Here is a 25,478-nt window from a genome sequence, read left to right on the forward strand (position 1 = left end):
GAGGGGCTTTCGCTTATGCAATGTCAGGAATGTGGCGTCAAGCCAGCAACACTCCATTTCACCAAGATCGTGAATGGAGAGAAGACAGAATTTCATATCTGCGAGAGCTGTGCGCGGGAGAAGGGTGAACTGATCCCGGGAACTGCTGGAGGATTCTCCATTCACAGCTTGCTGTCCGGTCTGCTTGATCTTGAAGGGGCCGGTAAGGAAAAGACGGCTGCTACGAAGACTACGCAGAGTCTGCAATGTGAGAATTGTGGGATGACGTACTCGCAGTTTAGCAAATTGGGTCGTTTTGGCTGCAGCTCCTGTTATAAATATTTTAACAGTGCACTGGACCCGCTCTTTAAACGGGTGCATGGCAGCACTTCGCATGTAGGCAAGATTCCCAAACGTGCTGGAGCACAGATTGTGTTCAAACGGCAAATTGATGAATTGAAGCTGGAATTACAGCAAAGTATCGCACAGGAGGAATTCGAAACTGCGGCAGAGCTGCGGGATCAAATTCGCCAACTTGAAAAAGAAATGGCACAAGAGTAAAGTCTTTGATATATAGGGGGGATATGACATGTCAAGTCTCCGATTTACTGAACAAGCGCTTAGTGATTGGATGCGCTCGGGAGGCAGTCACTCCGAGATTGTAATTAGCAGCCGTATGCGGATTGCACGTAACTTAGAGCATCTTCCATTCCCTATGCTTGCTTCCTTAGAGCAATCGGAAGAAGTATTAGAGCTGCTGGCCCCTGTGTTTCATGGGGAAACTGCTGCCGAATCCGGATCTTTTCAACTGATAAAGCTTGCTGAAGTGAATGAACTGGACAAAAAGGTATTGGTCGAGAAACATCTCATCAGTCCTAATCTGGCTAATGATTCACGTGGTGCAGCTGTGATATTAAATGAAGATGAGTCGGTCAGCATCATGATTAACGAAGAAGACCATCTGCGGATCCAATGTCTGTTCCCGGGTCTTCAGGTAAGAGAAGCATGGGAACGTGCGACAGCCATCGATGATATCTTCGAATCGGCTGTTAATTACGCTTTTGATGATAAAAGAGGATACTTGACCAGTTGTCCCACCAATGTGGGTACAGGGCTGCGTGCCTCAGTAATGCTGCATTTGCCAGCACTAGTAATGACCCAACAGATCAATCGCATATTGTCAGCAGTGAATCAAGTGGGATTGACTGTAAGAGGAATTTATGGTGAGGGCAGCGAAGCAGTAGGGAACATCTTTCAAATTTCCAATCAGATTACTCTCGGTCAAACGGAAAGTGAAATCATCGAGAACCTTCACAGTGTAGTCACCCAGATTATAGAGCATGAACGAAATGCCCGTGAAAGGCTGCTTGTAGATTCCGCTTTAAGAATTACAGACCGAGTGAAAAGATCTTATGGGATTTTGTGTTATGCAGCTCTAATGGAGCTTAAAGAATCCGCACAACGGCTGTCTGATGTGAGACTTGGGGTCGACCTTGGCATACTGGAAGGCCCTTCGATTTCCGTGCTTAATGAGCTTAACGTTAAGACACAGCCAGGATTTCTGCAAAAAATGTTCGGTGACGAGATGAACGCTACTGAACGGGATATGTATCGGGCGAAACTGCTCCGAGAAACACTGGGAACACAACATTAATATAGATATTTATTATTCATGGAGGTGCAGGAGATATGATGTTTGGAAGATTTACGGAACGCGCACAAAAAGTGCTAGCGCTAGCGCAGGAAGAAGCTGTTCGTTTAGGACACAACAATATTGGCACAGAACATATTTTGCTAGGACTTATTCGTGAAGGAGACGGCATTGCTGCTAAAGCATTAATCGCTTTGGGTCTGGGTCTTGAGAAAATCCAGGACGAAGTGGAGACACTGATTGGCAGAGGCCAAGAACAACCTACGAACATTGCTTATACTCCTCGCGCCAAAAAAGTAATCGAGTTGTCGATGGACGAAGCCCGCAAGCTGGGACATACGTATGTCGGCACTGAGCATATTCTGCTAGGACTTATTCGTGAAGGAGAAGGTGTCGCGGCTCGTGTGCTTAATAACCTCGGCATCAGCTTGAACAAAGCTCGTCAGCAAGTGCTTCAGCTTCTGGGAAGCAGCGAGGCTGCATCCAGTCATAGCGGAACACCTGCTAATGTCAGCACACCGACTCTAGACGGCCTAGCACGCGATTTGACGGCTTATGCCAAGGATGGCAACCTGGATCCGGTTATCGGTCGTAGCAAGGAAATTGAACGTGTTATTCAGGTACTGAGCCGCCGGACGAAGAACAACCCCGTGTTGATAGGTGAACCTGGGGTTGGTAAAACAGCTATTGCTGAAGGCCTGGCCCAAAAGATCATTAATAATGAAATTCCAGAAACACTGCGCGACAAACGCGTAATGACGCTCGATATGGGTTCTGTAGTGGCTGGTACTAAATATCGCGGTGAGTTTGAAGACCGCCTCAAGAAAATCATGGATGAGATTCGCCAAGCGGGGAATATCGTACTCTTTATCGATGAGCTTCATACGCTGATCGGTGCTGGTGGCGCAGAAGGTGCTATTGATGCATCTAACATTCTTAAGCCGGCTTTAGCCCGCGGAGAACTTCAGTGCATCGGTGCGACGACGCTGGATGAATATCGTAAATATATTGAAAAAGATGCAGCTTTGGAGCGCCGTTTCCAACCGATTACGGTGGATCAGCCATCTCCAGAAGAAGCGGTACAAATTCTATTTGGACTTCGCGATCGTTATGAAGCACATCACCGTGTGAAAATTACGGATGAAGCTATCGTGGAAGCTGTAAAGCTGTCTGATCGTTACATTCCGGATCGTTTCCTGCCGGATAAAGCCATTGACCTTATCGATGAAGCAGGGTCTAAAGTAAGGCTTCACTCTTACACTATCCCGCCAAATCTGAAGGAACTAGAAATGCGCTTGGATGATATCCGCAAGGAGAAGGATTCCGCTGTTCAGAGCCAAGAGTTTGAGAAAGCGGCTGCCCTGCGTGATACGGAGCAAAAAATCCGTGAAGAGCTTGATACGACTAAGAACCAGTGGAAAGAAAAACAAGGACGCACGGATTCTGAAGTTACTCCTGAAGATATCGCACAGGTTGTAGCAAGCTGGACGGGGATCCCTGTAAGCAAGCTGAAGGAAGAAGAGACCGACCGTCTGCTTAACATGGAGGCTCTGCTGCATGAACGAGTGATTGGTCAGGACGAAGCTGTTAAGGCTGTCAGCCGGGCATTGCGCCGGGCGCGTGCGGGTCTTAAAGATCCGAAACGTCCAATGGGCTCGTTTATCTTCCTCGGTCCTACGGGTGTAGGTAAAACTGAGTTGGCACGTGCGCTTGCTGAAGCTATGTTCGGCGATGAAAATGCGGTCATTCGTATTGATATGTCGGAATACATGGAGAAGCACTCCACGTCCCGTTTAGTTGGTGCCCCTCCTGGATATGTCGGCTATGAAGAAGGCGGCCAATTAACAGAGAAGGTACGTCGTAAACCATACTCTGTAGTACTGCTTGATGAAATTGAAAAAGCGCATCCGGAAGTATTCAACATTTTGCTGCAAGTGCTTGAAGATGGTCGTCTTACCGACTCTAAAGGCCGGGTAGTTGACTTCCGTAATACACTTATCATTCTGACCTCTAACGTAGGCGCACAGGCAATCAAGAAGAATTCGACGCTTGGATTCACGGCTGTGCAAGATGCAGGAGCAGAATACGGCAATATGAAGGGCAAGGTTATGGAAGAGCTTAAGAAGAGCTTCCGTCCAGAGTTCTTGAACCGGATCGACGAAATCATCGTCTTCCACTCACTCGATGAGAAACATATCGCTGAGATCGTTACGTTGATGTCTGATGAGCTCCGCAAGCGCCTGCGTGAATATGATGTTGATTTCGTACTCACGGATGCAGCGAAGGCCTTCTTGGCTAAAGAAGGTTATGACCCAGCCTTCGGTGCGCGTCCATTGCGTCGGGCAATTCAGAAGCATATTGAGGACCGCCTTTCTGAGGAATTGTTGAGAGGAAATATCCAAAAGGGTGATTCCCTCAATATTGATGAGGTGGGCGGAGAGCTTGTGGTGACTAAAGTGGACGCTCCAGTAGCGCCAGCGCTTGAAAAAGAAGTAGAATCCGAATAAAATAAACATGGCTTTCGCTCCTTATTTATAGAGGAGCGGAAGCTTTTTTTATTGGAAATAGATCAATTTAAAATATACATTTAATGCAAATACCGAATGACCTTTCGTTAAAGGGGTAGAAATGGTAAACTTTCATTAGAAGAAAATGATCCGAATTGTAAACAGTTCGGACCGTAAGGAGAACAAATGGCTAAAGCAAAAACAAAATTTTTTTGCACCGACTGTGGATACGAATCGCCAAAATGGTTCGGGAAATGCCCAGGGTGCCAGGCTTGGAACTCCATGGTGGAGGAAACGGAAAGCGTAGTCAAAACACAGGGAATGAATGCCCCTATTTTTCATAGTAAAGAAAAGGCACAGTCGATCATAAGTATAGAAAGTGACAAGGAACCGCGCATACTGACAGGTATAGGTGAGCTTAACCGTGTTCTCGGTGGGGGGATCGTACCAGGATCGCTGGTACTAGTAGGGGGAGACCCAGGAATCGGTAAATCTACGCTCTTATTACAGACCTCGCACGCCCTTACAACACAGGGATTGCGAGTACTGTATATCTCGGGCGAAGAATCGGTAAGGCAAACTAAGCTGCGCGCGGATCGCCTCGATGCGTTGTCAACGGAGCTTTATGTACTATGTGAGACAAATATGGAAAGCATAGAAGAAGCGATCGAACAAATCCAGCCACAATTTCTTGTCATCGATTCTATTCAGACCGTATTTATGCCAGAAGTAACGAGTGCGCCAGGCAGCGTGACCCAGGTTCGGGAGTGTACGACAAGATTTATGCGTATCGCTAAGATTCGTGGAATTGCAACAGTTCTCGTTGGTCATGTTACCAAGGAAGGGGCTATTGCTGGACCACGGATGCTTGAACATATGGTGGACTGCGTGCTGTATTTTGAGGGTGAGCGGCATCATACGTATAGACTTTTGCGGGCTGTAAAAAACCGCTTTGGCTCTACGAATGAAATCGGCATTTTCGAAATGGGTGAAGCGGGGCTTACCGAAGTAGAGAATCCATCGGAGCTCTTTTTATCGGAACGTCCGCTTGGCGTGGCTGGTTCTACTGTGGTGGCCAGTATGGAGGGAACTAGACCTGTGCTTGTAGAACTTCAGGCACTTGTTGCTGCCACCCACTTCCCTTCTCCACGGCGAATGTGCACAGGCATGGATCACCAGCGGATGGCACTTATTATCGCTGTACTCGAGAAACGGATGGGCATGTTCCTGCAGAATCAGGATGCATACCTGAATGTTGCCGGGGGAGTAAAGCTGGATGAACCGGCGATTGATCTAGCTGTAGCTATTAGTATCGCCTCCAGTTTTCGTGATATTTCAACAAAACCTTACGACGTTTTCTTCGGAGAAGTAGGACTTACCGGTGAGGTAAGAGGCGTTTCGCGCGCGGAAATGCGCGTTAAGGAGGCCGCAAAGCTTGGCTTCCGGCGGGTGATTATGCCTGAGAAGAGCATGAAGGGATGGAAGCACCCGCAAGATATCCAGATTATTGGCGTCAGTACCGTAGCAGATGCACTATCGGTCGCGTTAGATTAGGGGGCACAGGGATATGAAAGAATATAACCAATTAGAGAATATGAATGATCTGCTCAGACTGGCGGCACCGGGTACACCTTTTCGGGAAGGTTTGGAGAATGTGCTGCGCGCTAAGACAGGGGCACTTATTGTCGTAGGGTACAGTCCTGAGGTGATGGACGTAGTGGATGGCGGATTCTCCATTAACTGCGATTTTTCGCCCAATTATTTATATGAGCTAGCTAAAATGGACGGAGCTATTATTCTAAGCGAGGATTTAAAGCGTATATTGTATGCTAATACACAACTTATACCGGATTCCTCTATCTCATCCATCGAGACGGGGATCCGTCACCGGACCGCGGAGCGGGTAGCGAAGCAAACGGGTAAGCTGGTGGTTTCCATTTCACAACGCCGCAATATCATCACGCTTTATCAAGGCTCGATACGTTATGCACTCAAAGAGATCGGCGCTATTTTGGCAAAGGCTAACCAAGCGATTCAGACACTCGAGAAGTATAAAGCAGTGCTCACGCAAGGACTGACGAATTTGTCAGCTTCAGAATATGAGGGCATTGTTACCGTTGCTGAAGTAGTGGGTGTTATCCAGCGTGTAGAGATGGTTCTGCGCATAAAAATGGAGATCAAACGTTATATCAACGAATTGGGCAACGAAGGACGCTTGATCAGCATGCAGATGGAAGAACTGGTTGGAAATACAGAGGAAGAAGCATGGCTTCTATACAGAGACTATGCTAAGGAAGAGCAGGAGGATAAAATCCGTGAAATTATCGCCGGTCTCAAACGGATAAGCGATGATGATCTGATGGATGACAACCATATTGCCCGTATACTGGGTTATTCTTCTACGGCAATTACCTCTGAAGAAGTGGTGACTCCACGTGGTTATCGCCTGCTTAACAAAATTCCGCGGCTTCCGAATGTGATCATTCACAATCTGGTGGAGCGGTTTGAAATGCTGCCTAATTTGATGTCCGCAAGCATTGCTGAATTGGATGAAGTGGACGGAATTGGGGAGGTGCGGGCCCGTAATATTCAGGATGGGCTCAAACGTTTACAGAAGCAAGTTCTTATTGACAGGCAAATGTAAATAACATACAATCACGTAATATTGGGGACGTTAAAGGCCAAAGTTAGAAAATTGAGGTGAAGAAATGATACAAAAATCAATTCCGAGTCTTTTTACGATAGGTAATTTGATGCTCGGAATGTTTGGTATCATGATGGCGTTTGACGGTAAGATTAGCATGGCCGCTATCATGGTTATTATTGCTATGCTGTTAGACGGCTTAGATGGTCGAGTAGCTCGCGCTCTAAAATGCGAAAGCGAATTTGGCAAGGAGCTGGACTCCTTATCTGATGTCGTTTCTTTCGGAGTCGCACCGGCCGTTATTTTGTACGTCTCAAGCCTGCAGGATTTGAACTCTGCATTAGGCTGGACAGTAACTGCGATTTTTCCGGTGTTTGGTGCTTTGCGCTTAGCCCGTTTTAATGTTCGTCCGGGGGTTCCGGGTTATTTTATCGGTTTGCCAATTCCTGCTGCAGGTGGTGTACTGGCCACATTAGCTCTTTTTAATAAAGATGTTTCGGCTCCGTTTATGATCGTTGCTACACTCCTCTTATCCTATTTGATGGTCAGCACTGTTAAATATCCTAATTTCAAAAAGATTGGATTGCCGAAAAAAGCGGTGGTTGGAGCGCCAGTGGTTATTGTTGTTGCAGTGGCTGTAGCTGTTGTGTTCCCAGAGCAAATCGCTAAGCTGATCTTTGTCTTACTTGGAATTTACGCATTATACGGCTTTAAGCAAAATATTGATCGATTGACAGCCAGACGCCGTCATCGTCGTCGTAGCCGTTCAGAGGATAAAGTGTATCACTCCAAGAACGGTTAATCGGTCCATAAGGTAAGGTAACTGAATAAATTATGACCAAAGGTTTTGTCTTCCCTAAGGGATGGCAAAGCCTTTTTGCATTTCCAGCGCTACCCCAAGTTTATCGTTTTGAAAATTGGAACATACTGGTGAGGAATAGATCCATTTAGGATGAATAAAAAGGAGGTGCGTTAGGTTATGTGGAAAAAAGTGATTTTGTCTTTTGCCTTAATATGTGGTGCTTGGTCAGGTTTTTCGCTATACCATGCGCTCGAAAGAGGATTCCCCAAGGGGATGGAAAAGCTGGGTGAAAGCTTACCTGTAGAAGGAAGCATTTTATTTACGGTGCTGGGTGCCATTATTTTTTTGTTTGCGGGGTCTTTATGCGCGGAATGGGGAGGTTCAAAACTGCGGGAGGCGGTTCACTACTGTTCGCGTATTCCAATGAATGAATTAGCTGCAAGTGCAGCTGGGCTTACAGGGGGGCTTCTGTTATCTCTTCTGTTATACCCTGCAATGATCTGGCTTGGGAAAGCTGGGCAGCTGCTGCAAGTGCCAGCTACGTTAGCTTTTGGATATCTGGGGCTGCGGATCGGTTTGGAGAAAAAAGAGGAGCTAGCTGCACTGTGGACATCTGGACGCTGGGGTCAAGCGGCTGAGCCGGAAGGCCGCGGGCTTGAGGAACATAAAATCCTCGACACAAGTGTTATTATCGATGGAAGAATCGCTGACATTTGTAAGACGGGATTTATTGAGGGAACCATTGTCATACCTGAATTCGTACTAGAAGAGCTCCAGCATATTGCTGATTCTTCGGATTTGTTGAAGCGGAACCGGGGACGGCGTGGGCTTGATATTCTAAACAAAATTCAAAAAGAGCTTGATGTGAAGGTATTGATCTATGAGGGAGATTTTGAAGAAATCTCTGAGGTTGACAGTAAGTTAGTGAAGTTGGCGAAGGTACTGCAAGGTAAAGTAGTCACTAATGATTTCAACTTAAATAAGGTTTGCGAATTGCAGGGCGTTTCCGTACTGAATATTAACGATCTGGCGAATGCTGTGAAGCCAGTAGTGCTGCCTGGTGAGGAAATCGTAGTTCAGGTCATTAAGGATGGCAAAGAGCATGGGCAAGGTGTAGCCTACTTAGACGATGGAACGATGATTGTTGTAGAGGGCGGACGGGAATATATCGGGACTACGATGGAGGTTCTGGTCACTAGCGTGCTGCAAACTTCGGCCGGACGAATGATATTTGCTAAGCCAAAACTTTTGGAAAAAGCGCAATAAGTGAAGATAAAGTGTATGGGGACTGTCCTATGGGTTGGAAATGCCCGCCAAACACGTTATGATGGGATTATACGTGAAAGACAGGAGCCAGATTAATGTCAAACAGTGTGGGCGTCGTCATTGTGGCGGCAGGCAGAGGAACGCGAATGGGAACTGCGGAGAGCAAGCAATATTTGTTACTGCAGGGGAAGCCGATTATCGTTCATACGCTGGAGGTATTCCAGCAGCACGAATTGATCTCTGAAATCGTGCTCGTAACCGGTGAAGAGGATGTTGAACGCTGCCGGGAATGGATACAGCTCTATAAGCTGGACAAGGTTAAGGCTATAGTAACTGGTGGATCTGAGCGTCAGCATTCCGTACATAAAGGGTTGTTGAAACTTACGACACAGTGGGTAATGGTACATGATGGTGTTCGTCCGTTTGTACAGCCGAATGAAATTGAGGCTTGCTACGAACGAGCGAAGCAGATGGGTGCTTCGGTTCTTGCTGTACCCGTCAAGGATACGATCAAACAGGTGGATAATGAAGGACAAGTACTGTCTACGCCGGATCGGCGAAGTCTGTGGGCGATTCAAACCCCGCAGACTTTTCGTCTTTCTGATTTGCTGGAGGCTTATGCAGCGGCGGAACGGGATGGCTTTCTGGGCACCGATGACTCCAGCTTGGCGGAGCGTGCGGGGATTCCGGTTTCTGTGGTAGAGGGAAGCTACAGAAATATTAAGATTACGACACCTGATGATTTGGATTATGCAGAATTCACAGAAAGAAACAGGGGAGAGGGACAATCATGATCGCTGTAGGACAAGGATTTGATGTGCATCAGCTGGTAGAGGGCAGGCCTTGTATTATTGGGGGAGTTACGATTCCTTACGAAAAAGGATTGCTTGGGCATTCCGATGCAGATGTACTGCTGCATGCAGTTAGTGACGCGATTCTAGGCGCACTTGGACTTGGTGATATCGGCAGACATTTTCCGGATACAGATCCAGCCTTTAAGGACGCAGATAGCTTGAAGTTATTAGAAGAGGTATGGGCACTTGCTCGTGAGCGAGGATATAAGCTGGGAAATATCGATTCAACAATTATCGCCCAAAAGCCTAAGATGGCTCCATACATTCCACAAATGACCGAGATTATCGCACGTGCGCTTAATGCCGACCCGTCCAAGGTGAATGTTAAAGCTACTACAACTGAGCAGCTTGGTTTTGCCGGACGCGGCGAAGGAATTGCCGCACAATCTATTGTCTGTCTACTCCAAGATGTGATATCATCTTGAGATGGTCTAAGTAGTAAATTAAGTTCAACCATATGAAGCGGAGGGAATACAATGACGGATGAAGTCCGGGTGCGTTACGCACCGAGCCCTACGGGACATTTACATATAGGTAACGCCAGAACGGCGCTGTTTAACTATCTGTTCGCCCGTAATAAAGGCGGTAAATTCATTATCAGAATTGAAGATACAGACGTAAAGCGCAATGTCGCTGGTGGTGAAGAGAGCCAGCTTAAGTATTTGAAATGGCTGGGTATGGATTGGGATGAGAGCGTTGATGTGGGCGGAGAGTACGGACCTTATCGTCAGACAGAACGTCTTGACTTATATCGTGTACATTGGCAGGATTTGCTGGACAGAGGTCTGGCTTACCGCTGCTATTGCACAGAGGAAGAGCTGGAAGCGGAACGTGAAGAACAGACTGCTCGCGGAGAAACGCCTCGTTATTCTGGCAAACATCGTGATCTGACTGAAGAGCAACGTCTAGCTTTTGAAGCTGAGGGACGAGTTGCCAGCATTCGCTTCCGTGTGCCAGAAGATCGTACGTATGCGTTTGATGATCTCGTAAAAGGCAGTATTTCTTTTGACACAAAAGAAATGGGTGACTTTGTTATTGTGAAGAAGGACGGAATTCCGACCTATAACTTCGCGGTAGCTGTTGACGATCATCTGATGGCTATTACCCACGTATTGCGTGGAGAAGACCATATTTCCAACACACCCCGCCAGCTTATGATCTATGAAGCGCTTGGCTGGGAGCCACCTTTATTTGGTCACATGACGCTTATTGTTGGCGACAACCACAAGAAGCTCAGCAAACGGGATGAATCCGTTATTCAGTTTATCGAGCAATATGATGAATTGGGTTACTTGCCTGAGGCTCTGGTTAACTTCATTTCTCTGCTTGGCTGGTCTCCAGAGGGAGAAGAAGAGATCTTCAGTAAAGAAGAACTTATTTCTATTTTTGATGCGGACCGTTTGTCCAAAAGCCCGGCTGTATTTGATAAAAACAAGCTGGCGCATCTGAATAATCATTATATTAAGCATGCTGATCCTAAACGGATCTCTGCGCTAGCTATTCCACATCTGCAAAAAGCGGGTAAAATACCTGCTGAGCTGAACGAAGAGCAACAAGCATGGGCGGAAAGCCTTGTCGCGTTGTATCAAGAGCAGATGACTGCAGCTTCTGACATCGTGGCGCTATCGGAACTGTTCTTCCGCAGTCACCTAGAGTTAGAGACGGAAGCAGCGCAGGTTCTGGCTGAAAGCCAAGTCCCTGAGGTATTGTCTGCTTTTCTGGCTAAGGTTGAAGCCTGTCAGGATTTCAGTGCAAGCAACATGGCTGTTCTGATTAAGGAAGTACAGAAAGAAACAGGTCATAAGGGCAAAGCACTCTTTATGCCAATTCGTGTGGCTCTGACCGGACAAACGCACGGACGTGATCTTAATATAACCATTGCTTTGCTCGGCAAAAATCGCGTTATCGAACGTTTGAAATCACAAATTAAGGGCGCTTAAGGTCGTATTTCATACGACTAAACCCCCTTGTCAGTATCTTGTCTTTTGCGCTAAGATAGAATTATATGATAATAGCTGTGATCAGGAGAAGTACGTCCATTGAAGACAATTGCCAGAGAGAATAACCGAGAAAGGGACACCCTTTCGGGCTGGGAGTTATTCATTTGTCCGGGGCAGAACATGCGCCTGTGAGCTGCACGGTTGAATGACCTTTTTAAGGCTCATTAGATCGCGCCGGGAACGTCGCCGTTAATGATGCCAAGTGGAATGAAGAAATTCTGCCGTTTGTTACAATAGCGGCTCATTTGATTCGTTCAAGCAGAGTGGAACCGCGGTTAAACGTCTCTGCAGCATTATGCTGCAGGGGCGTTTTTTGTCTAAATATAAGCAAAAATAATTTTCATACAATACTCTTTGTCTTATATTTCTACGAGATAACAAACCAAGCGAACACTCACAGCATATGTATGATAAGGATGATGGGCCTGGAGACAATACCTTTCTTGTGTACCTGTAAACAGGAGATAAGGAAGTTAAGAAGAGAGGAACCGTGATGTTTAAGCATATTAAGTCGGACATTCGGGCGGTATTTGATAACGATCCTGCTGCCCGCAGCTGGTTCGAGGTTGTCTTCACATATGCCGGCTTGCACGCCATTTGGGGTCACCGGATCGCCCACTCTTTTTTCAAACGCCGCTGGTATACAATGGCTCGTATGGTTTCGCAGTTTAGCAGATTTATGACTGGTGTTGAGATCCATCCCGGAGCTGTCATCGGAAACAGGCTGTTTATCGACCATGGTATGGGGATTGTTATTGGAGAAACCTGCGAAATCGGTGATGATGTTATAATCTATCAAGGGGTTACGCTTGGAGGAACCGGAAAAGAAAAAGGTAAGCGACATCCCACGGTTGGCAACAATGTAGTTATTGGTTCCGGTGCGAAGGTTTTAGGATCTTTTCGTATTGGTGACAATTCAAATATAGGTTCGAATGCTGTTGTGTTGCGTGAAGTGCCTAACAACAGTACAGTAGTAGGGAATCCAGGTCGTGTGGTAAAACGTAATGGAGAACGGGTATCCGATCGGCTCGATCATACGAAGATGCCTGACCCGCTTGTCGATTCATTGCGGTTTTTGCAGAAAGAAATCGAAGAAATTAGGGAAAAGCTTGGCGCAGAAGATAAACAAAAAACCGCACAGCGGATAGCAGAAGCTCAGCAGTATATTGGTGACTATGAAATTTAAGCATCCCGGTATTAAGGAATCCGGATGAACAGAAAGGGCTGGAATAAGGATGGCTTTACAAATATATAACACAATGACACGCAGCAAGGAGCAGTTTGTGCCCCAGGAGCAGGGCAAAGTTAAGATGTATGTGTGTGGTCCAACCGTTTATGGATATATGCATATCGGAAATGCTAGACCTATAATTGTCTTTGATATGGTCCGGAATTACTTGGAGCAGTTAGGCAATGAGGTGCGGTATGTTACGAATTTCACGGATGTCGATGATAAACTGATTCGCAAAGCCGAAGAAATGAACACTACTGTAGCAGAGGTAGCGGAAACTTTCATTGCTGCTTACCGTGAGGATCTGGAAGGGCTTGGTGTTAAACCGGCAACCTTGAATCCCCGTGTAACGGAAAGCATGGCGCTGATCATTGGATTTATTAAAGAGCTTGAGGAAAAAGGATTCGCATACGAAAGCGGTGGCGATGTATATTACCGCACTTCAAAATTTGAAGACTACGGTAAATTATCTCGTCAGAATCTGGATGAGCTGCAGTTTGGTATCCGTGTTGAGGTGGACTCACGTAAGGAGAAACCTGAGGATTTTGTGCTTTGGAAAGCAGCCAAACCTGGTGAAGTGCACTGGAGTAGCCCTTGGGGAGACGGACGTCCCGGCTGGCATATTGAATGCTCGGCTATGGCGCGGGAGTTCTTGGGAGATACGATTGATATCCATGGTGGTGGACAAGATTTGCAGTTCCCACATCATGAATGCGAATGCGCTCAGACCGAAGCTCTCACTGGTAAACCACTCTCTAATTACTGGATGCATAATGGATTCATCAACATCGGTGACGAGAAAATGTCGAAATCGCTCGGTAATGGCTGGCTTGTAAAAGACATCCGTGAGCGTTTTAAAGCAGGAGCTATCCGCTATTTCATGCTATCGACCCATTACCGTAACCCGCTGAATTTCTCAGAGGAATCTATGACTTCCGCCGAAAAGAGCGTTGAACGGATCACGCTTGCAGAGAGTAACGTTAAACATCGGCTTGAACTCGCTGCTGATGGTGCTCAAGGTGAGGTCAACTCAGAGATTAATGATAAGCTGTCGGCTATAGTGGCCAATTTCCATGCTAGAATGCAGGATGACTTTAATACGCCTGATGCGATCACGGCTATGTTCGATTGGGTGAGCCTGGCAAACCATACGCTTGCGAATAACGAGGCTGCTCCTGCTGATTTTGCTGCATTACTGCAAGCTTTTGGCGAAATGAATGCTGTGCTGCGTTTGACGCCTGAACTGGAAGAGGAAATTGCAAGTGAAGAAGTTGAACGGTTGATCGCCGAGCGGGTTGAAGCTCGTAAGAATAAGAATTGGAGCCGGTCTGACGAGATCCGTGATGAATTAGGCCGCTTGGGCATATTGCTTGAGGATACTCCACAAGGAATGCGGTGGCGTCGTAAATGAGTGAGGAACGCAAGTTTGATAACGGATGGTTTCCTTATGAGCCTTCCAAACCTGCGCGACTACTTTCGCCTATTGTTCTAGCTTATGTAGGAGATGCTATCTATGAGGTGGCTGTTCGCCAGTATTTAGTATCTCTTCCGAATTTGCGTCCGAACCATTTGCATCGTTCTGCTACAGGGCTGGTATCCGCTAAAGCACAGTGTGCAATTCTGAACTTTTTGGAGCCTAGTCTCACGGAAGAGGAGAAGGATGTCGCCCGTCAGGGGAGAAATGCGAAATCGGGAAGTGTTCCTAAGAATGCGGATGTGCTTGAATACCGTCATGCTACAGCTTTTGAGTGCTTGATTGGTTACTTGTACTACACAGGACAACAGGAGAGAATAGAAGAAATTGTGCACAAGGGTATACAGTTTATGTTGAAACAGCCGTGATAGGCTTTGGCGAAATAGAAAATAGGAGAAGTGAACATGGAAGAAGAATTGAAGACTGAAGAGGAAATATTGGCAGGGAAGCATTCTGTGCTTGAAGCGCTTCGTGCTGGTCGTACATTAAATAAAATATGGATCGCAGAGACAGCCCAGAAGCATCTGACAGCACCCATCGTTGCCGAAGCCCGGAAAGCGGGAATTGTCATTCAGCATGTGGACAAGCGTAAGCTGGATCAACTGGCACCAGGTGTGCAGCATCAAGGGGTGGTTGCACAAGCAGCACCATTTGCCTATGTTGAAGTGGATGATTTGTTAGCTATAGCAGAAGCCAAAGGAGAACCGGCATTCCTTATTTTGCTTGATGAAATTGAAGATCCTCATAACCTGGGCTCGATTCTGCGGACGGCGGATTGTACTGGAGTACATGGGGTAATCGTACCTAAACGCCGTTCGGCTCAGATAACTGCGACCGTGTCCAAAACATCCGCGGGTGCTGTGGAGTATGTTCCGGTTGCCCGGGTTACAAACCTGGGTCAGACCATTGACCGTCTAAAAGAGCAGGGAGTCTGGGTAGTAGGAACAGACGTGGATACCGATCAGAATCTATACCAATCCGATATTTTCACGGGTCCGGTAGCTGTTGTAATCGGCAATGAGAATAAAGGAATGGGACGCCTGATTCGTGAAAAATGTGATGTGCTTCTTAAGCTGCCGATGGCCGGAAAGATCAATTCATTAAATGCCTCTGTCGCCGCAGGAGTCATTATGTATGAAGTGATACGCCGCCGGCAACTGCAGGGATAGCTATGGCCGACTGGCGCGATGTGCTGCTTGTGGATGGATATAACATGATCGGTGGCTGGCCGGAACTTGTGGCACTGTCCCAGATTGGTATGCAGGAAGCACGCGACCGCTTGATGGATTTGCTGGCAGATTACCAGGCTTTCTCTGGACGAAGAGTTATTGCTGTTTTTGATGCATACCGTGTTCCGGGGTTGGGAAGGTCTTTTGTCCAGGGTAAGGTCCAGGTGTACTTCACCAAGGAAAAAGAAACCGCAGATGAATGCATTGAGCGACTGGTTGGGGAATATAGCAATCGGCGCCGGCAGATCTATGTGGCTACGAGTGATTTTATAGAGCAGCATATTATTTTTGCACAAGGTGCATTGCGAATTTCGGCAAGGGAATTGCATCTGGAAATTGAAGAGAATCAAAAACAAGTAAAAAAAGCTATCGAACCTGGCGGTGTCAGTTCTACTCGTCATTCTTTGGAAGACAAACTGCCTCCCGATGTGCGCAGTAAGCTGGAAAAATGGCGCAGACAGTGAGATCGAGGAAGAATCAGGAAATATTTTATTCCAATTTATGCTATTCTAGATTGATTTTGGACAAACTCCGGTTGACGGTGGAAGGTAACATAATATATACTGATCCTATATTTCGCGAAGTAACGATGTGTCTTGCGTTGCAGCCGGGGGGATTCTTGGTGAGTGTCGACCTCAAGGAAATAATGCTGTCTGAGTATGATTTCATAAGTGATGAAGATATTGTCGAGGCTTTCCGTGGTGGCGACAGTGGCGCATTAGAACACTTGATTAATAAATACCGTAACTTTGTACGTGCTAAAGCCCGCTCTTATTTCTTGATCGGGGCAGACCGTGAAGATATTGTACAAGAAGGAATGATTGGTCTATACAAGGCTATTCGTGACTTTAAAGGTGACAAGCTCTCTTCATTCAAGGCTTTTGCTGAGCTCTGCATTACACGACAGATTATAACGGCTATTAAGACGGCCACTCGTCAGAAACATATTCCGCTGAACTCTTATGTTTCCTTGGACAAGCCCATTTATGACGAAGATTCTGATAGAACACTTATGGATGTCATTTGTGGAACACAGGTTCTAGATCCAGAAGAGCTAATTATTAATCAAGAAGAATTCATTGGTCTTGAAGATAAGATGGCGGAGATTCTAAGTGACTTGGAGCGCAAGGTTCTGATGTTGTATTTAGACGGAAGATCCTATCAGGAGATTGCTGAAGATCTTAAGCGGCATGTAAAGTCTATTGATAACGCTCTACAACGAGTAAAAAGGAAATTAGAAAGATATCTAGAAGTACGTGACAATTGATGATATAATGAACAAGAGAGGGCTCGGACATCGAGTTCTTTTTTTTAGTCTTTTTGAAATCACTCGGATAGAATTAGGTGCTTGCACCATAAATTACTATTTGAGCCGATTTTAGTCGTTGCCGTTGAAGGTAGGTTTATACACAGACGGAATACCCCATAATGGTAAGGAAGACAGCGAAGTGTGAGGAAGAGATAGACCCAAAGACAGGGTACGGCCATATGACTACTAAACCCGGAATTACCCAGTGCAGAACGGAATTCTTTCGTTGACACAGACCTTGACATTATGCTAAAGTGTTTTAGGTAGGCCTAAATTCGCGGCTTTTTTTTAGGATCAATATTTGCGTCTTCTAATGTGAATTGGAAGGACGTCTCGGGAGGTGCACATCATGCGGGTAATTATCACTTTGGCTTGTACAAGTTGCAAACAAAGAAACTATGCGACTACCAAAAACAAGCGAAATCACCCCGACCGCATGGAGATGAAGAAATTTTGCAAGTATTGTAACTCGCAAACTCCTCATCGCGAAACCAGATAGTCTGTGGAGGTGTAGTCGGCATGAAACGTAGTTTCAAGTCTATGTTTTCCTTTTTCACTGAGAGCTGGAGTGAACTCAAAAAGGTTCGCTGGCCAAGTCGTAAAGAATTGACCAACTATACATTGATCGTTCTCGGTACGATTGTAGTTGTCGCTATTTACTTCTGGGTTCTGGACATCGGTATTTCCGCTGTGATTGAAGCGATTATTTAGAGAGGTCCCAGGTGGCTTGATATGGAAAAAAGATGGTATGTCGTTCATACCTATTCTGGGTATGAGAATAAGGTCAAAGCCAATTTGGAAAAGCGCGTTGAGTCCATGGGCATGGAAGACAAAATATTCCGCGTTCTTGTTCCTATGGAAGAAGAAATCGTAAACAAAGACGGTAAGAAAAAAACCGTTATGCGTAAAGTTTACCCCGGATATGTTTTGGTGGAAATGGTTCAGACTGATGATTCCTGGTATGTTGTCCGCAATACTCCGGGCGTTACTGGATTTGTTGGTTCGACAGGCTCAGGGTCTAAACCAACAGCTTTGCTTCCGGAAGAGGTAGAACAAATTCTGAAGCATATGGGCATGGTTGAACCTAAAGCGAAGATTGATTTCGAAATCAAGGAATCCGTACGTATTATGGTTGGTCCGTTTGCGAATTTTGTGGGCTCCGTGGAAGAAATTTTGGCTGACAAGAGCAAGATCAAAGTGCATGTTAACATGTTTGGACGGGAAACCCCGCTAGAGTTGGATTTCACTCAAGTGGAGAAAATATAACATAAGCTAGGGTTTCTTGTGGGAGAGCGCTATTGGCGTTCGAAGACCACTATTTTTGCAAGGAGGTGTCACTCATGGCTAAAAAAGTTATTAAAATGGTGAAACTGCAGATTCCTGCAGGGAAAGCGAATCCAGCGCCTCCAGTAGGTCCGGCGTTAGGTCAAGCAGGTGTCAACATCATGGCATTCTGTAAGGAATTTAATGCTCGTACTGCCGACCAGGCTGGCTTGATCATTCCGGTTGAAATTACAGTATTTGAAGACCGTTCCTTTACTTTCATCACTAAAACTCCTCCGGCTGCTGTTCTGCTTCGCATCGCTGCTAAAGTAGAAAAAGGATCCGGCGAACCAAACAAGAAAAAAGTAGCAAAAATCGGCCGCGCTGCGGTACGTGAAATTGCTGAAACAAAAATGCCTGACCTTAACGCTGCAACTGTTGAAGCTGCAATGCGTATGGTTGAAGGTACTGCTCGCAGTATGGGTATCACAATCGAAGACTAGTAGTTTTCGAAGAATCGGTCATTCGTGACCCGCAAGTATGTGGGAGGAATTTCCGCTAACACCACAAAGGAGGAACATTTTCATGGCTAAACATGGTAAGAAATACCAAGAAGCTGCTAAGCTGATCAACAGCGAAGCAACTTACGAGCCTTCAGAAGCTGTAGAGCTTGTGAAAAAGGCAGCGACTGCTAAGTTCGACGAAACCGTTGAAGCAGCAGTTCGTCTGGGTGTAGACCCGCGTAAACAAGACCAAGCAGTTCGTGGTGTTGTTGTCCTGCCTCACGGCACTGGTAAAACACAACGCGTGCTTGTATTTGCAAAAGGTGAAAAAGCGAAAGAGGCAGAAGCTGCTGGCGCTGATTTTGTTGGTGATCAAGACATGATCAACAAAATTCAACAAGGCTGGTTTGAATTTGATGTCTGCGTAGCTACACCTGATATGATGAGTGAAGTCGGTAAACTGGGTCGTCTGCTTGGTGGTAAAGGTCTTATGCCTAACCCTAAAGCTGGCACAGTTACATTCGATGTTTCCAAGGCTGTGCAAGAAATCAAAGCCGGTAAAATCGAATACCGTCTCGACAAAGCAGGTCAAATTCACGCGCCAATCGGCAAAGTGTCCTTTGATGCTGCACAATTGAACGATAACCTTAAAGCTCTTATCGACGCTTTGAACCGTGCGAAACCAGCTGCTGCTAAAGGTGTATACCTTAAAGGCATCTCGATTTCTTCCACAATGGGACCTAGCGCTCGTGTGAACACAACCGTCTTCAGATAATTAAGGGTTGACTCTTTGAGTCAATTTTGATAATCTATAACAGTTGTGAAACTTAAGGTATCAATCTTAACCTTGAATATGCTTACCGTAGACAGTAGGTGCCTTAGTGCTTAATTTCCTACCGAGGTGTTGTGATAGAAACAAGAAGTAACGAGCTTGCTCGTATAACTTTCGTTTTATCAAGCCTTCGTGATTCTGCGGAGGCTTTTCTACTGCCTGCGTAGGAGCGGTGAAGCTTTCCTTGGAAAGAACGCCGACACATAAATTTTCAGGAGGTGTATACATTGGCAAATGCAAAAGTAATTCAAGCAAAACAAGACGCGGTTGACGTCGTTACTGCAAAACTGCAAAACAGTCTTTCGACTGTTGTAGCTGACTACCGTGGATTGAACGTTTCCCAAGTGACTGAACTGCGTAAGCAACTTCGTGAAGCTGGCGTTGAGTTTCAAGTCCTGAAGAACACATTGCTACGTCGCGCAACTGCTGCGGCTGAGTTGAGTGAATTGGATGAAGTTTTGACTGGTCCAACAGCTATCGCATTCAGCACAACTGATGCAGTAGCACCAGCTAAAATTTTGAACGATTTCGCCAAGAAAAACGACGCTTTGAAATTGAAGGGCGGCGTAGTTGAAGGTCGTGTCATTGACGCGGAACAACTGAAAGCACTGGCTGAGCTTCCATCCCGCGATGGTTTGCTGTCCATGCTGCTTAGCGTACTTCAAGCTCCAGTGCGCAACTTCGCGCTTGCAGTTAAAGCTGTTGCTGAAAAAGAAGAACAAAGCGCGTAAGCCTTTGACTCTTGCAGCATAATCAATACCACAAATAAATTTAAATATAAAATGGAGGTTCAATCATGAGTAAAGAAGCAATCTTGGAAGCAATTAAAGGCATGAGCGTATTGGAACTGAACGACCTGGTTAAAGCAATTGAAGAAGAATTCGGTGTAACTGCAGCAGCTCCAGTAGCAGCTGGCGGTGCGGTAGCAGCAGTAGCTGAAGAGCAATCCGAATTTGACGTAATTTTGACAGGCGCTGGCGCTTCCAAAATCAACGTTATCAAAATCGTTCGCGAAATCACTGGTCTTGGCTTGAAAGAAGCTAAAGATCTTGTAGACAACGCACCAAAAGCAATCAAAGAAAAAGTAAGCAAAGACGAAGCCGAAGCTACTAAAGCAAAATTGGAAGAAGCAGGCGCAGCTGTAGAAGTGAAGTAATTCCTTCTATTACTGAAAACCCCTTGAACTTGTTCAAGGGGTTTGTTTTATAAATAGAGTTAGTAGGGCGTATATACCAACTGCTAACATAATAGGAAAGGGAGGAAAGAGATGTCGCAACATTATTATTCGCAGCAGCCGGAAGTACGTCATGACAGACGTAGCATTGATACCGTACTAAGAGGCAAAAGCTTTCGTTTTACGAGCGATGCCGGTGTATTCTCTAAAGGAGACATCGATTACGGTAGCCGAGTTCTTATTGAAGCTATGATAATTCCGGACGGTTCAGCGGTGCTTGATGTAGGTTGTGGTTATGGGCCGATTGGCATAAGTGCAGCATACCTAGCTCCCAAAGGACATGTGACCATGATTGATATTAACAGTCGTGCGGTAGAACTGGCGCGTGAGAATGCTCAGCACAATGGAATCCGGAATGTTACGATAATGGAAAGCGATGTGCTCGGCGCATTGAATGAGCAGCAGAAGTTCGATGTGATTCTAACTAATCCTCCGATTCGTGCAGGAAAAGCTGTAGTGCATAAGATTTTTGAAGATGCTTATGAACATTTAAATGAGGGTGGCTATCTGTGGATTGTAATTCAGAAGAAGCAGGGCGCTCCATCAGCAGTGGCAAAACTAGAAAGCTTGTTCTCAATGGTGGAAGAAGTGGGGAAAGACAAAGGCTATCGTATTATTAAAGCGCAAAAATAAAATACAATAGGTTATTGACATGTGATAGTGATAATGGTATTATTATAAAATGTCAGTATTAAGATAGGCTCCATGTCTTTAGTTTGCTGAAATGTCAAGCAATATATTGTCGCCCGGCTAGCGCATGCCGCACGGCAAGTTTTTGCGAGTTGGTTGTCTATGCTCTAACGCAGCGAATGCTACGTGGTAATAGATAATAGCGCATAAACTATTGCTTGGTGACGTATAATATGTACGTTTTGGGCAAATCTACTTGATAAGGAGTATTTTGGTCATGGATAAATGCGCTCTTTTTTCGAAGATTTCGATAAGGGCTTTTCTTTTATTTATGACTGAATCCTTGTAGTATGGTTCCATTATACGGTTCCAAACAAGGGTTCGCAATCAATTTTTAAGTGAGTAGACATGAGGGGTGAGTAAAGTTGGCAGGACATCTTGTTCAGTATGGTCGACGCACTCGGCGGAGCTATGCGAGAATTAACGAGGTACTCGAGGTCCCGAACCTGATCGAGATCCAACAAAAATCTTATGATTGGTTTTTGGAGGAAGGATTGCGGGAAATGTTTCAGGACATCTCGCCGATCCAGGATTTCACAGGTAATTTGGTACTAGAGTTCATTGATTACAGCCTGGGTGAACCGAAATATACGGTTGACGACGCTAAAGAGCGGGACGTAACGTATGCGGCTCCTCTGCGTGTAAAGGTGCGGCTCATTAATAAAGAGACCGGTGAGGTTAAAGAGCAGGAAGTGTTCATGGGAGATTTCCCGCTGATGACGGAGACCGGCACTTTTATTATTAATGGTGCGGAACGGGTTATTGTCAGCCAGTTGGTTCGCTCTCCAAGCGTCTATTTCAGCACAAAAGTGGATAAGAACGGCAAAAAAACCTACACCGCCACAGTAATCCCGAACCGCGGAGCCTGGTTGGAACTAGAAACCGATGCTAAGGACATTATGTATGTTCGTATCGATCGGACTCGTAAAATTCCTGTTACCGTACTTTTGCGTGCTCTCGGTTTCGGTAGTGATGCCGAAATTCTGGAATTGCTTGGCAATGATGAATATATTCGCAATACGCTGGATAAAGACAACACGGACTCCACGGAGAAGGCGCTTATTGAGATTTATGAGCGTTTGCGTCCGGGCGAACCGCCGACACTAGACAATGCCAAAAGTTTGCTGGTTGCGCGTTTCTTTGATCCAAAACGCTACGACCTAGCTAACGTAGGCCGTTACAAAATCAATAAAAAGCTACACATTAAGAACCGTCTTTTCAATCAACGTCTTGCTCAGCCTTTGGTTGATGACTCTACTGGAGAAATCCTGGCAGAATCCGGCCAAATGGTCGATCGTAGATTGCTTGATGAATTGATTCCATATTTCGAAAAAAATGTTGCCTTTAAAAACTACCGCGTTACTGGCGGAGTTATGGACAGCGAAGATATTCCTCTTCAAACAATTGACGTATTCTCGCCAATTGAAGAAGGCCGGGTTATTAAGCTGATCGCTAACGGCAACATCGACAAATCTGTTAAGCATATTACTCAAGCTGATATTATATCCTCAATCAGCTACTTTATTAATTTGCTTCACGGAATTGGCAATACCGATGATATCGACCACTTGGGTAACCGTCGTCTGCGTTCTGTAGGTGAACTCTTGCAGAATCAGTTCCGTATCGGTTTGTCCCGGATGGAACGTGTTGTACGTGAAAGAATGTCGATTCAGGATGCTAATGCGATTACGCCTCAGGCTCTGATCAACATTCGTCCGGTCATCGCGTCTATTAAAGAGTTCTTCGGTAGCTCCCAGCTGTCTCAATTTATGGATCAGACGAACCCGCTTGCGGAACTTACGCATAAACGTCGTCTGTCCGCCCTCGGACCTGGTGGTTTGACACGTGAACGCGCGGGCTTTGAAGTTCGTGACGTCCATCACAGTCACTACGGTCGGATGTGTCCAATTGAAACGCCGGAAGGTCCAAACATCGGGTTGATCAACTCCTTGTCCACCTTTGCCCGCATCAATGAATACGGCTTTATTGAAGCTCCGTATCGTTGGGTGGATCCGAAGACTGGTAAGGTGACTGAGCAAATTGACTATCTGACTGCTGATGAGGAAGATAATTATGTAGTTGCTCAGGCTAACGTGTTGATCGAAGAAGATGGCACCTTTAAAGAAGACATGGTAATCGTTCGTTACAACAAAGACTCAGACAACATTACAACGATGCCAAGTAATCGTGTCGATTACATGGATGTTTCGCCTAAACAGGTTGTATCTGTCGCTACGGCGCTCATTCCGTTCCTTGAGAACGATGACTCCAACCGCGCACTGATGGGATCTAACATGCAACGTCAAGCCGTTCCGCTTCTAATTCCAAAAGCTCCGCTGGTCGGAACAGGGATGGAACATAAATCCGCTAAGGATTCTGGCGTATGTATCGTTTCCAAGTATGACGGTATTATCGAACGTTCTTCAGCTAATGAAATTTGGCTGCGTCGCGTTGAGACTGTCGAAGGCAAGGAAGTTAAAGGCGATATCGTTAAATATAAATTACACAAATTTATGCGTTCTAACCAAGGTACCTGTATTAACCAACGTCCTCTAGCTAAAAGAGGGGACATTGTTAAGAAAGGTGATATCCTGGCAGACGGTCCTTCCACAGAAATGGGCGAACTTGCTCTTGGCCGTAACGTAGTCGTTGCGTTCATGACTTGGGAAGGTTATAACTACGAGGATGCGATCCTGTTAAGTGAAAAGCTGGTTAAGGAAGATGTATATACTTCGATTCATATCGAAGAATACGAATCTGAAGCTCGCGACACTAAACTGGGACCTGAAGAAATTACGCGCGATATTCCGAACGTCGGCGAAGAAGCTCTGCGCAATCTTGATGAGCGCGGAATCATCCGTATTGGTGCGGAAATCAGCGCTGGTGACATTCTGGTTGGTAAGGTTACTCCTAAGGGTGTGACTGAACTGACAGCAGAAGAACGTCTCCTGCACGCTATCTTTGGTGAGAAAGCTCGTGAAGTACGGGATACCTCTTTACGCGTTCCTCATGGTAGTGATGGTATTATCGTGGACGTTAAAGTCTTTACACGTGAGAACGGCGATGAGCTGCCTCCTGGTGTAAATCAATTGGTTCGTGTCTACATCGCTCAGAAACGTAAGATTTCTGAGGGTGACAAGATGGCCGGACGTCACGGTAACAAGGGTGTCGTTGCCCGTATCCTGCCAGAAGAAGATATGCCGTTCCTTCCGGACGGTACGCCAGTACAGGTTGTTCTTAACCCTCTGGGCGTTCCTTCTCGTATGAACATCGGACAGGTGCTTGAGGTCCATATTGGTATGGCCGCATTGCGTCTGGGAATTCACATTGCAACGCCGGTATTTGACGGAGCGCGTGAGTACGACGTGTTTGATACGATGGAAGAAGCAGGTATGCAGCGTAATGGTAAGACTGGACTGTATGATGGCCGTACAGGTGAACGCTTCGAACGTGAAGTTACTGTTGGTGTCATGCACATGATCAAACTGGCGCACATGGTTGATGATAAGATTCACGCCCGTTCAACAGGACCTTACTCACTAGTTACGCAACAACCATTGGGTGGTAAAGCTCAATTTGGTGGACAGCGTTTCGGGGAGATGGAAGTGTGGGCGCTTGAAGCTTACGGTGCTGCATATACATTGCAAGAAATTTTGACCGTGAAATCCGATGACGTGGTTGGTCGCGTGAAGACGTACGAATCCATTGTCAAAGGTGAAAATGTACCGGAACCAGGTGTTCCTGAGTCGTTCAAGGTATTGATCAAAGAACTGCAGTCCCTGGGTATGGATGTTAAGATTCTTAGCGGTGACGAGCAGGAAATTGAAATGAGAGAATTGGACGATGAGGACGAGACGTCAGGCGACAAACTAAGCCTCAATTTAGAAGGTTCAGAAGTCGGAGTAGAATAATCAAGCTGGAGCTTAAAAGTTCCATTTTATAAAGGACCGCACGCCCTCTTTTGATGTAACAGTCAGAAGAGGGTAAAGCGGTACTAAATCAGGATTAGG

25 protein-coding genes and 1 other annotated feature are annotated in these 25,478 nt (G+C 46.0%); all 25 genes read left to right on the forward strand.

What is annotated here, in order from left to right; translation table 11 throughout:
- Positions 1–15: 15 nt before the first annotated feature.
- Complete coding sequence (locus NST45_RS29745; protein WP_036680467.1) at positions 16–540, forward strand: UvrB/UvrC motif-containing protein; 525 nt, start codon at positions 16–18, stop codon at positions 538–540.
- Positions 541–568: 28 nt separating this feature from the next.
- Positions 569–1,633: a protein arginine kinase gene (locus NST45_RS29750; protein ID WP_339824466.1), complete on the forward strand. Its 1,065-nt coding sequence runs from the start codon at positions 569–571 to the stop codon at positions 1,631–1,633.
- Between the two features lie 35 nt (positions 1,634–1,668).
- The gene (clpC, locus tag NST45_RS29755; protein ID WP_036680471.1) at positions 1,669–4,137 is read left to right on the forward strand and encodes an ATP-dependent protease ATP-binding subunit ClpC; all 2,469 of its coding nucleotides are present in this window, start codon (positions 1,669–1,671) and stop codon (positions 4,135–4,137) included.
- Between the two features lie 186 nt (positions 4,138–4,323).
- A complete protein-coding gene (radA, locus tag NST45_RS29760; RefSeq protein WP_036680472.1) occupies positions 4,324–5,691 on the forward strand; it encodes a DNA repair protein RadA in 1,368 nt (455 codons plus the stop codon).
- Positions 5,692–5,704: 13 nt separating this feature from the next.
- Complete coding sequence (gene disA, locus NST45_RS29765; RefSeq protein ID WP_036680475.1) at positions 5,705–6,781, forward strand: DNA integrity scanning diadenylate cyclase DisA; 1,077 nt, start codon at positions 5,705–5,707, stop codon at positions 6,779–6,781.
- A gap of 64 nt (positions 6,782–6,845) precedes the next feature.
- A complete protein-coding gene (gene pssA, locus NST45_RS29770) occupies positions 6,846–7,583 on the forward strand; it encodes a CDP-diacylglycerol--serine O-phosphatidyltransferase (RefSeq protein WP_036680477.1) in 738 nt (245 codons plus the stop codon).
- Between the two features lie 177 nt (positions 7,584–7,760).
- Positions 7,761–8,849: a PIN/TRAM domain-containing protein gene (locus tag NST45_RS29775; RefSeq protein ID WP_036680481.1), complete on the forward strand. Its 1,089-nt coding sequence runs from the start codon at positions 7,761–7,763 to the stop codon at positions 8,847–8,849.
- Between the two features lie 95 nt (positions 8,850–8,944).
- A complete protein-coding gene (ispD, locus tag NST45_RS29780) occupies positions 8,945–9,643 on the forward strand; it encodes a 2-C-methyl-D-erythritol 4-phosphate cytidylyltransferase (protein WP_036680484.1) in 699 nt (232 codons plus the stop codon).
- Positions 9,640–10,128 carry a 2-C-methyl-D-erythritol 2,4-cyclodiphosphate synthase gene (gene ispF / locus NST45_RS29785; protein ID WP_036680486.1) on the forward strand — a complete coding sequence of 163 codons (489 nt, stop codon included), beginning with the start codon at positions 9,640–9,642 and terminating at the stop codon, positions 10,126–10,128. Before ispD ends, ispF begins: the two co-directional genes overlap by 4 nt.
- Before the next feature lie 51 nt (positions 10,129–10,179).
- Complete coding sequence (gltX, locus tag NST45_RS29790; protein ID WP_036680487.1) at positions 10,180–11,643, forward strand: glutamate--tRNA ligase; 1,464 nt, start codon at positions 10,180–10,182, stop codon at positions 11,641–11,643.
- A gap of 553 nt (positions 11,644–12,196) precedes the next feature.
- Entirely contained in the window at positions 12,197–12,889 is a 693-nt protein-coding gene (gene cysE / locus NST45_RS29795) for a serine O-acetyltransferase (RefSeq protein WP_036680489.1), read from the forward strand.
- A 49-nt stretch (positions 12,890–12,938) separates the two neighbouring features.
- A complete protein-coding gene (cysS, locus tag NST45_RS29800; RefSeq protein ID WP_339824468.1) occupies positions 12,939–14,345 on the forward strand; it encodes a cysteine--tRNA ligase in 1,407 nt (468 codons plus the stop codon).
- The gene (locus NST45_RS29805; protein WP_038573467.1) at positions 14,342–14,776 is read left to right on the forward strand and encodes a Mini-ribonuclease 3; all 435 of its coding nucleotides are present in this window, start codon (positions 14,342–14,344) and stop codon (positions 14,774–14,776) included. The genes cysS and NST45_RS29805 overlap by 4 nt, the downstream gene beginning before the upstream one ends.
- Before the next feature lie 36 nt (positions 14,777–14,812).
- Positions 14,813–15,577: a 23S rRNA (guanosine(2251)-2'-O)-methyltransferase RlmB gene (gene rlmB, locus NST45_RS29810; protein WP_036680492.1), complete on the forward strand. Its 765-nt coding sequence runs from the start codon at positions 14,813–14,815 to the stop codon at positions 15,575–15,577.
- 2 nt (positions 15,578–15,579) lie between these two features.
- Complete coding sequence (locus NST45_RS29815) at positions 15,580–16,101, forward strand: NYN domain-containing protein (protein WP_036680494.1); 522 nt, start codon at positions 15,580–15,582, stop codon at positions 16,099–16,101.
- Between the two features lie 158 nt (positions 16,102–16,259).
- Complete coding sequence (gene sigH / locus NST45_RS29820) at positions 16,260–16,904, forward strand: RNA polymerase sporulation sigma factor SigH (RefSeq protein ID WP_036680496.1); 645 nt, start codon at positions 16,260–16,262, stop codon at positions 16,902–16,904.
- A gap of 391 nt (positions 16,905–17,295) precedes the next feature.
- The gene (rpmG, locus tag NST45_RS29825) at positions 17,296–17,445 is read left to right on the forward strand and encodes a 50S ribosomal protein L33 (protein ID WP_076099620.1); all 150 of its coding nucleotides are present in this window, start codon (positions 17,296–17,298) and stop codon (positions 17,443–17,445) included.
- 20 nt (positions 17,446–17,465) lie between these two features.
- Positions 17,466–17,657, forward strand: a complete 192-nt coding sequence (gene secE / locus NST45_RS29830; RefSeq protein ID WP_036680497.1) for a preprotein translocase subunit SecE — start codon at positions 17,466–17,468, stop codon at positions 17,655–17,657.
- A gap of 21 nt (positions 17,658–17,678) precedes the next feature.
- On the forward strand, positions 17,679–18,212 hold the full coding sequence (gene nusG / locus NST45_RS29835; protein WP_036680499.1) for a transcription termination/antitermination protein NusG: 534 nt from the start codon (positions 17,679–17,681) through the stop codon (positions 18,210–18,212).
- A gap of 74 nt (positions 18,213–18,286) precedes the next feature.
- Entirely contained in the window at positions 18,287–18,712 is a 426-nt protein-coding gene (gene rplK, locus NST45_RS29840) for a 50S ribosomal protein L11 (RefSeq protein WP_036680502.1), read from the forward strand.
- An 82-nt stretch (positions 18,713–18,794) separates the two neighbouring features.
- Positions 18,795–19,487, forward strand: a complete 693-nt coding sequence (rplA, locus tag NST45_RS29845; protein WP_036680504.1) for a 50S ribosomal protein L1 — start codon at positions 18,795–18,797, stop codon at positions 19,485–19,487.
- 67 nt (positions 19,488–19,554) lie between these two features.
- Positions 19,555–19,707: a sequence feature (ribosomal protein L10 leader region), on the forward strand.
- 64 nt (positions 19,708–19,771) lie between these two features.
- The gene (gene rplJ / locus NST45_RS29850) at positions 19,772–20,275 is read left to right on the forward strand and encodes a 50S ribosomal protein L10 (RefSeq protein WP_036680505.1); all 504 of its coding nucleotides are present in this window, start codon (positions 19,772–19,774) and stop codon (positions 20,273–20,275) included.
- Between the two features lie 65 nt (positions 20,276–20,340).
- The gene (gene rplL / locus NST45_RS29855) at positions 20,341–20,700 is read left to right on the forward strand and encodes a 50S ribosomal protein L7/L12 (RefSeq protein ID WP_036680508.1); all 360 of its coding nucleotides are present in this window, start codon (positions 20,341–20,343) and stop codon (positions 20,698–20,700) included.
- A gap of 111 nt (positions 20,701–20,811) precedes the next feature.
- Complete coding sequence (locus NST45_RS29860) at positions 20,812–21,411, forward strand: class I SAM-dependent methyltransferase (protein ID WP_038573463.1); 600 nt, start codon at positions 20,812–20,814, stop codon at positions 21,409–21,411.
- 422 nt (positions 21,412–21,833) lie between these two features.
- Entirely contained in the window at positions 21,834–25,379 is a 3,546-nt protein-coding gene (gene rpoB, locus NST45_RS29865; protein WP_339824471.1) for a DNA-directed RNA polymerase subunit beta, read from the forward strand.
- Positions 25,380–25,478: the final 99 nt, after the last annotated feature.

It is taken from the genome of Paenibacillus sp. FSL R7-0163 (genome assembly GCF_037969975.1).
Classification (GTDB): Bacteria; Bacillota; Bacilli; order Paenibacillales; family Paenibacillaceae; genus Paenibacillus_AQ; species Paenibacillus_AQ odorifer.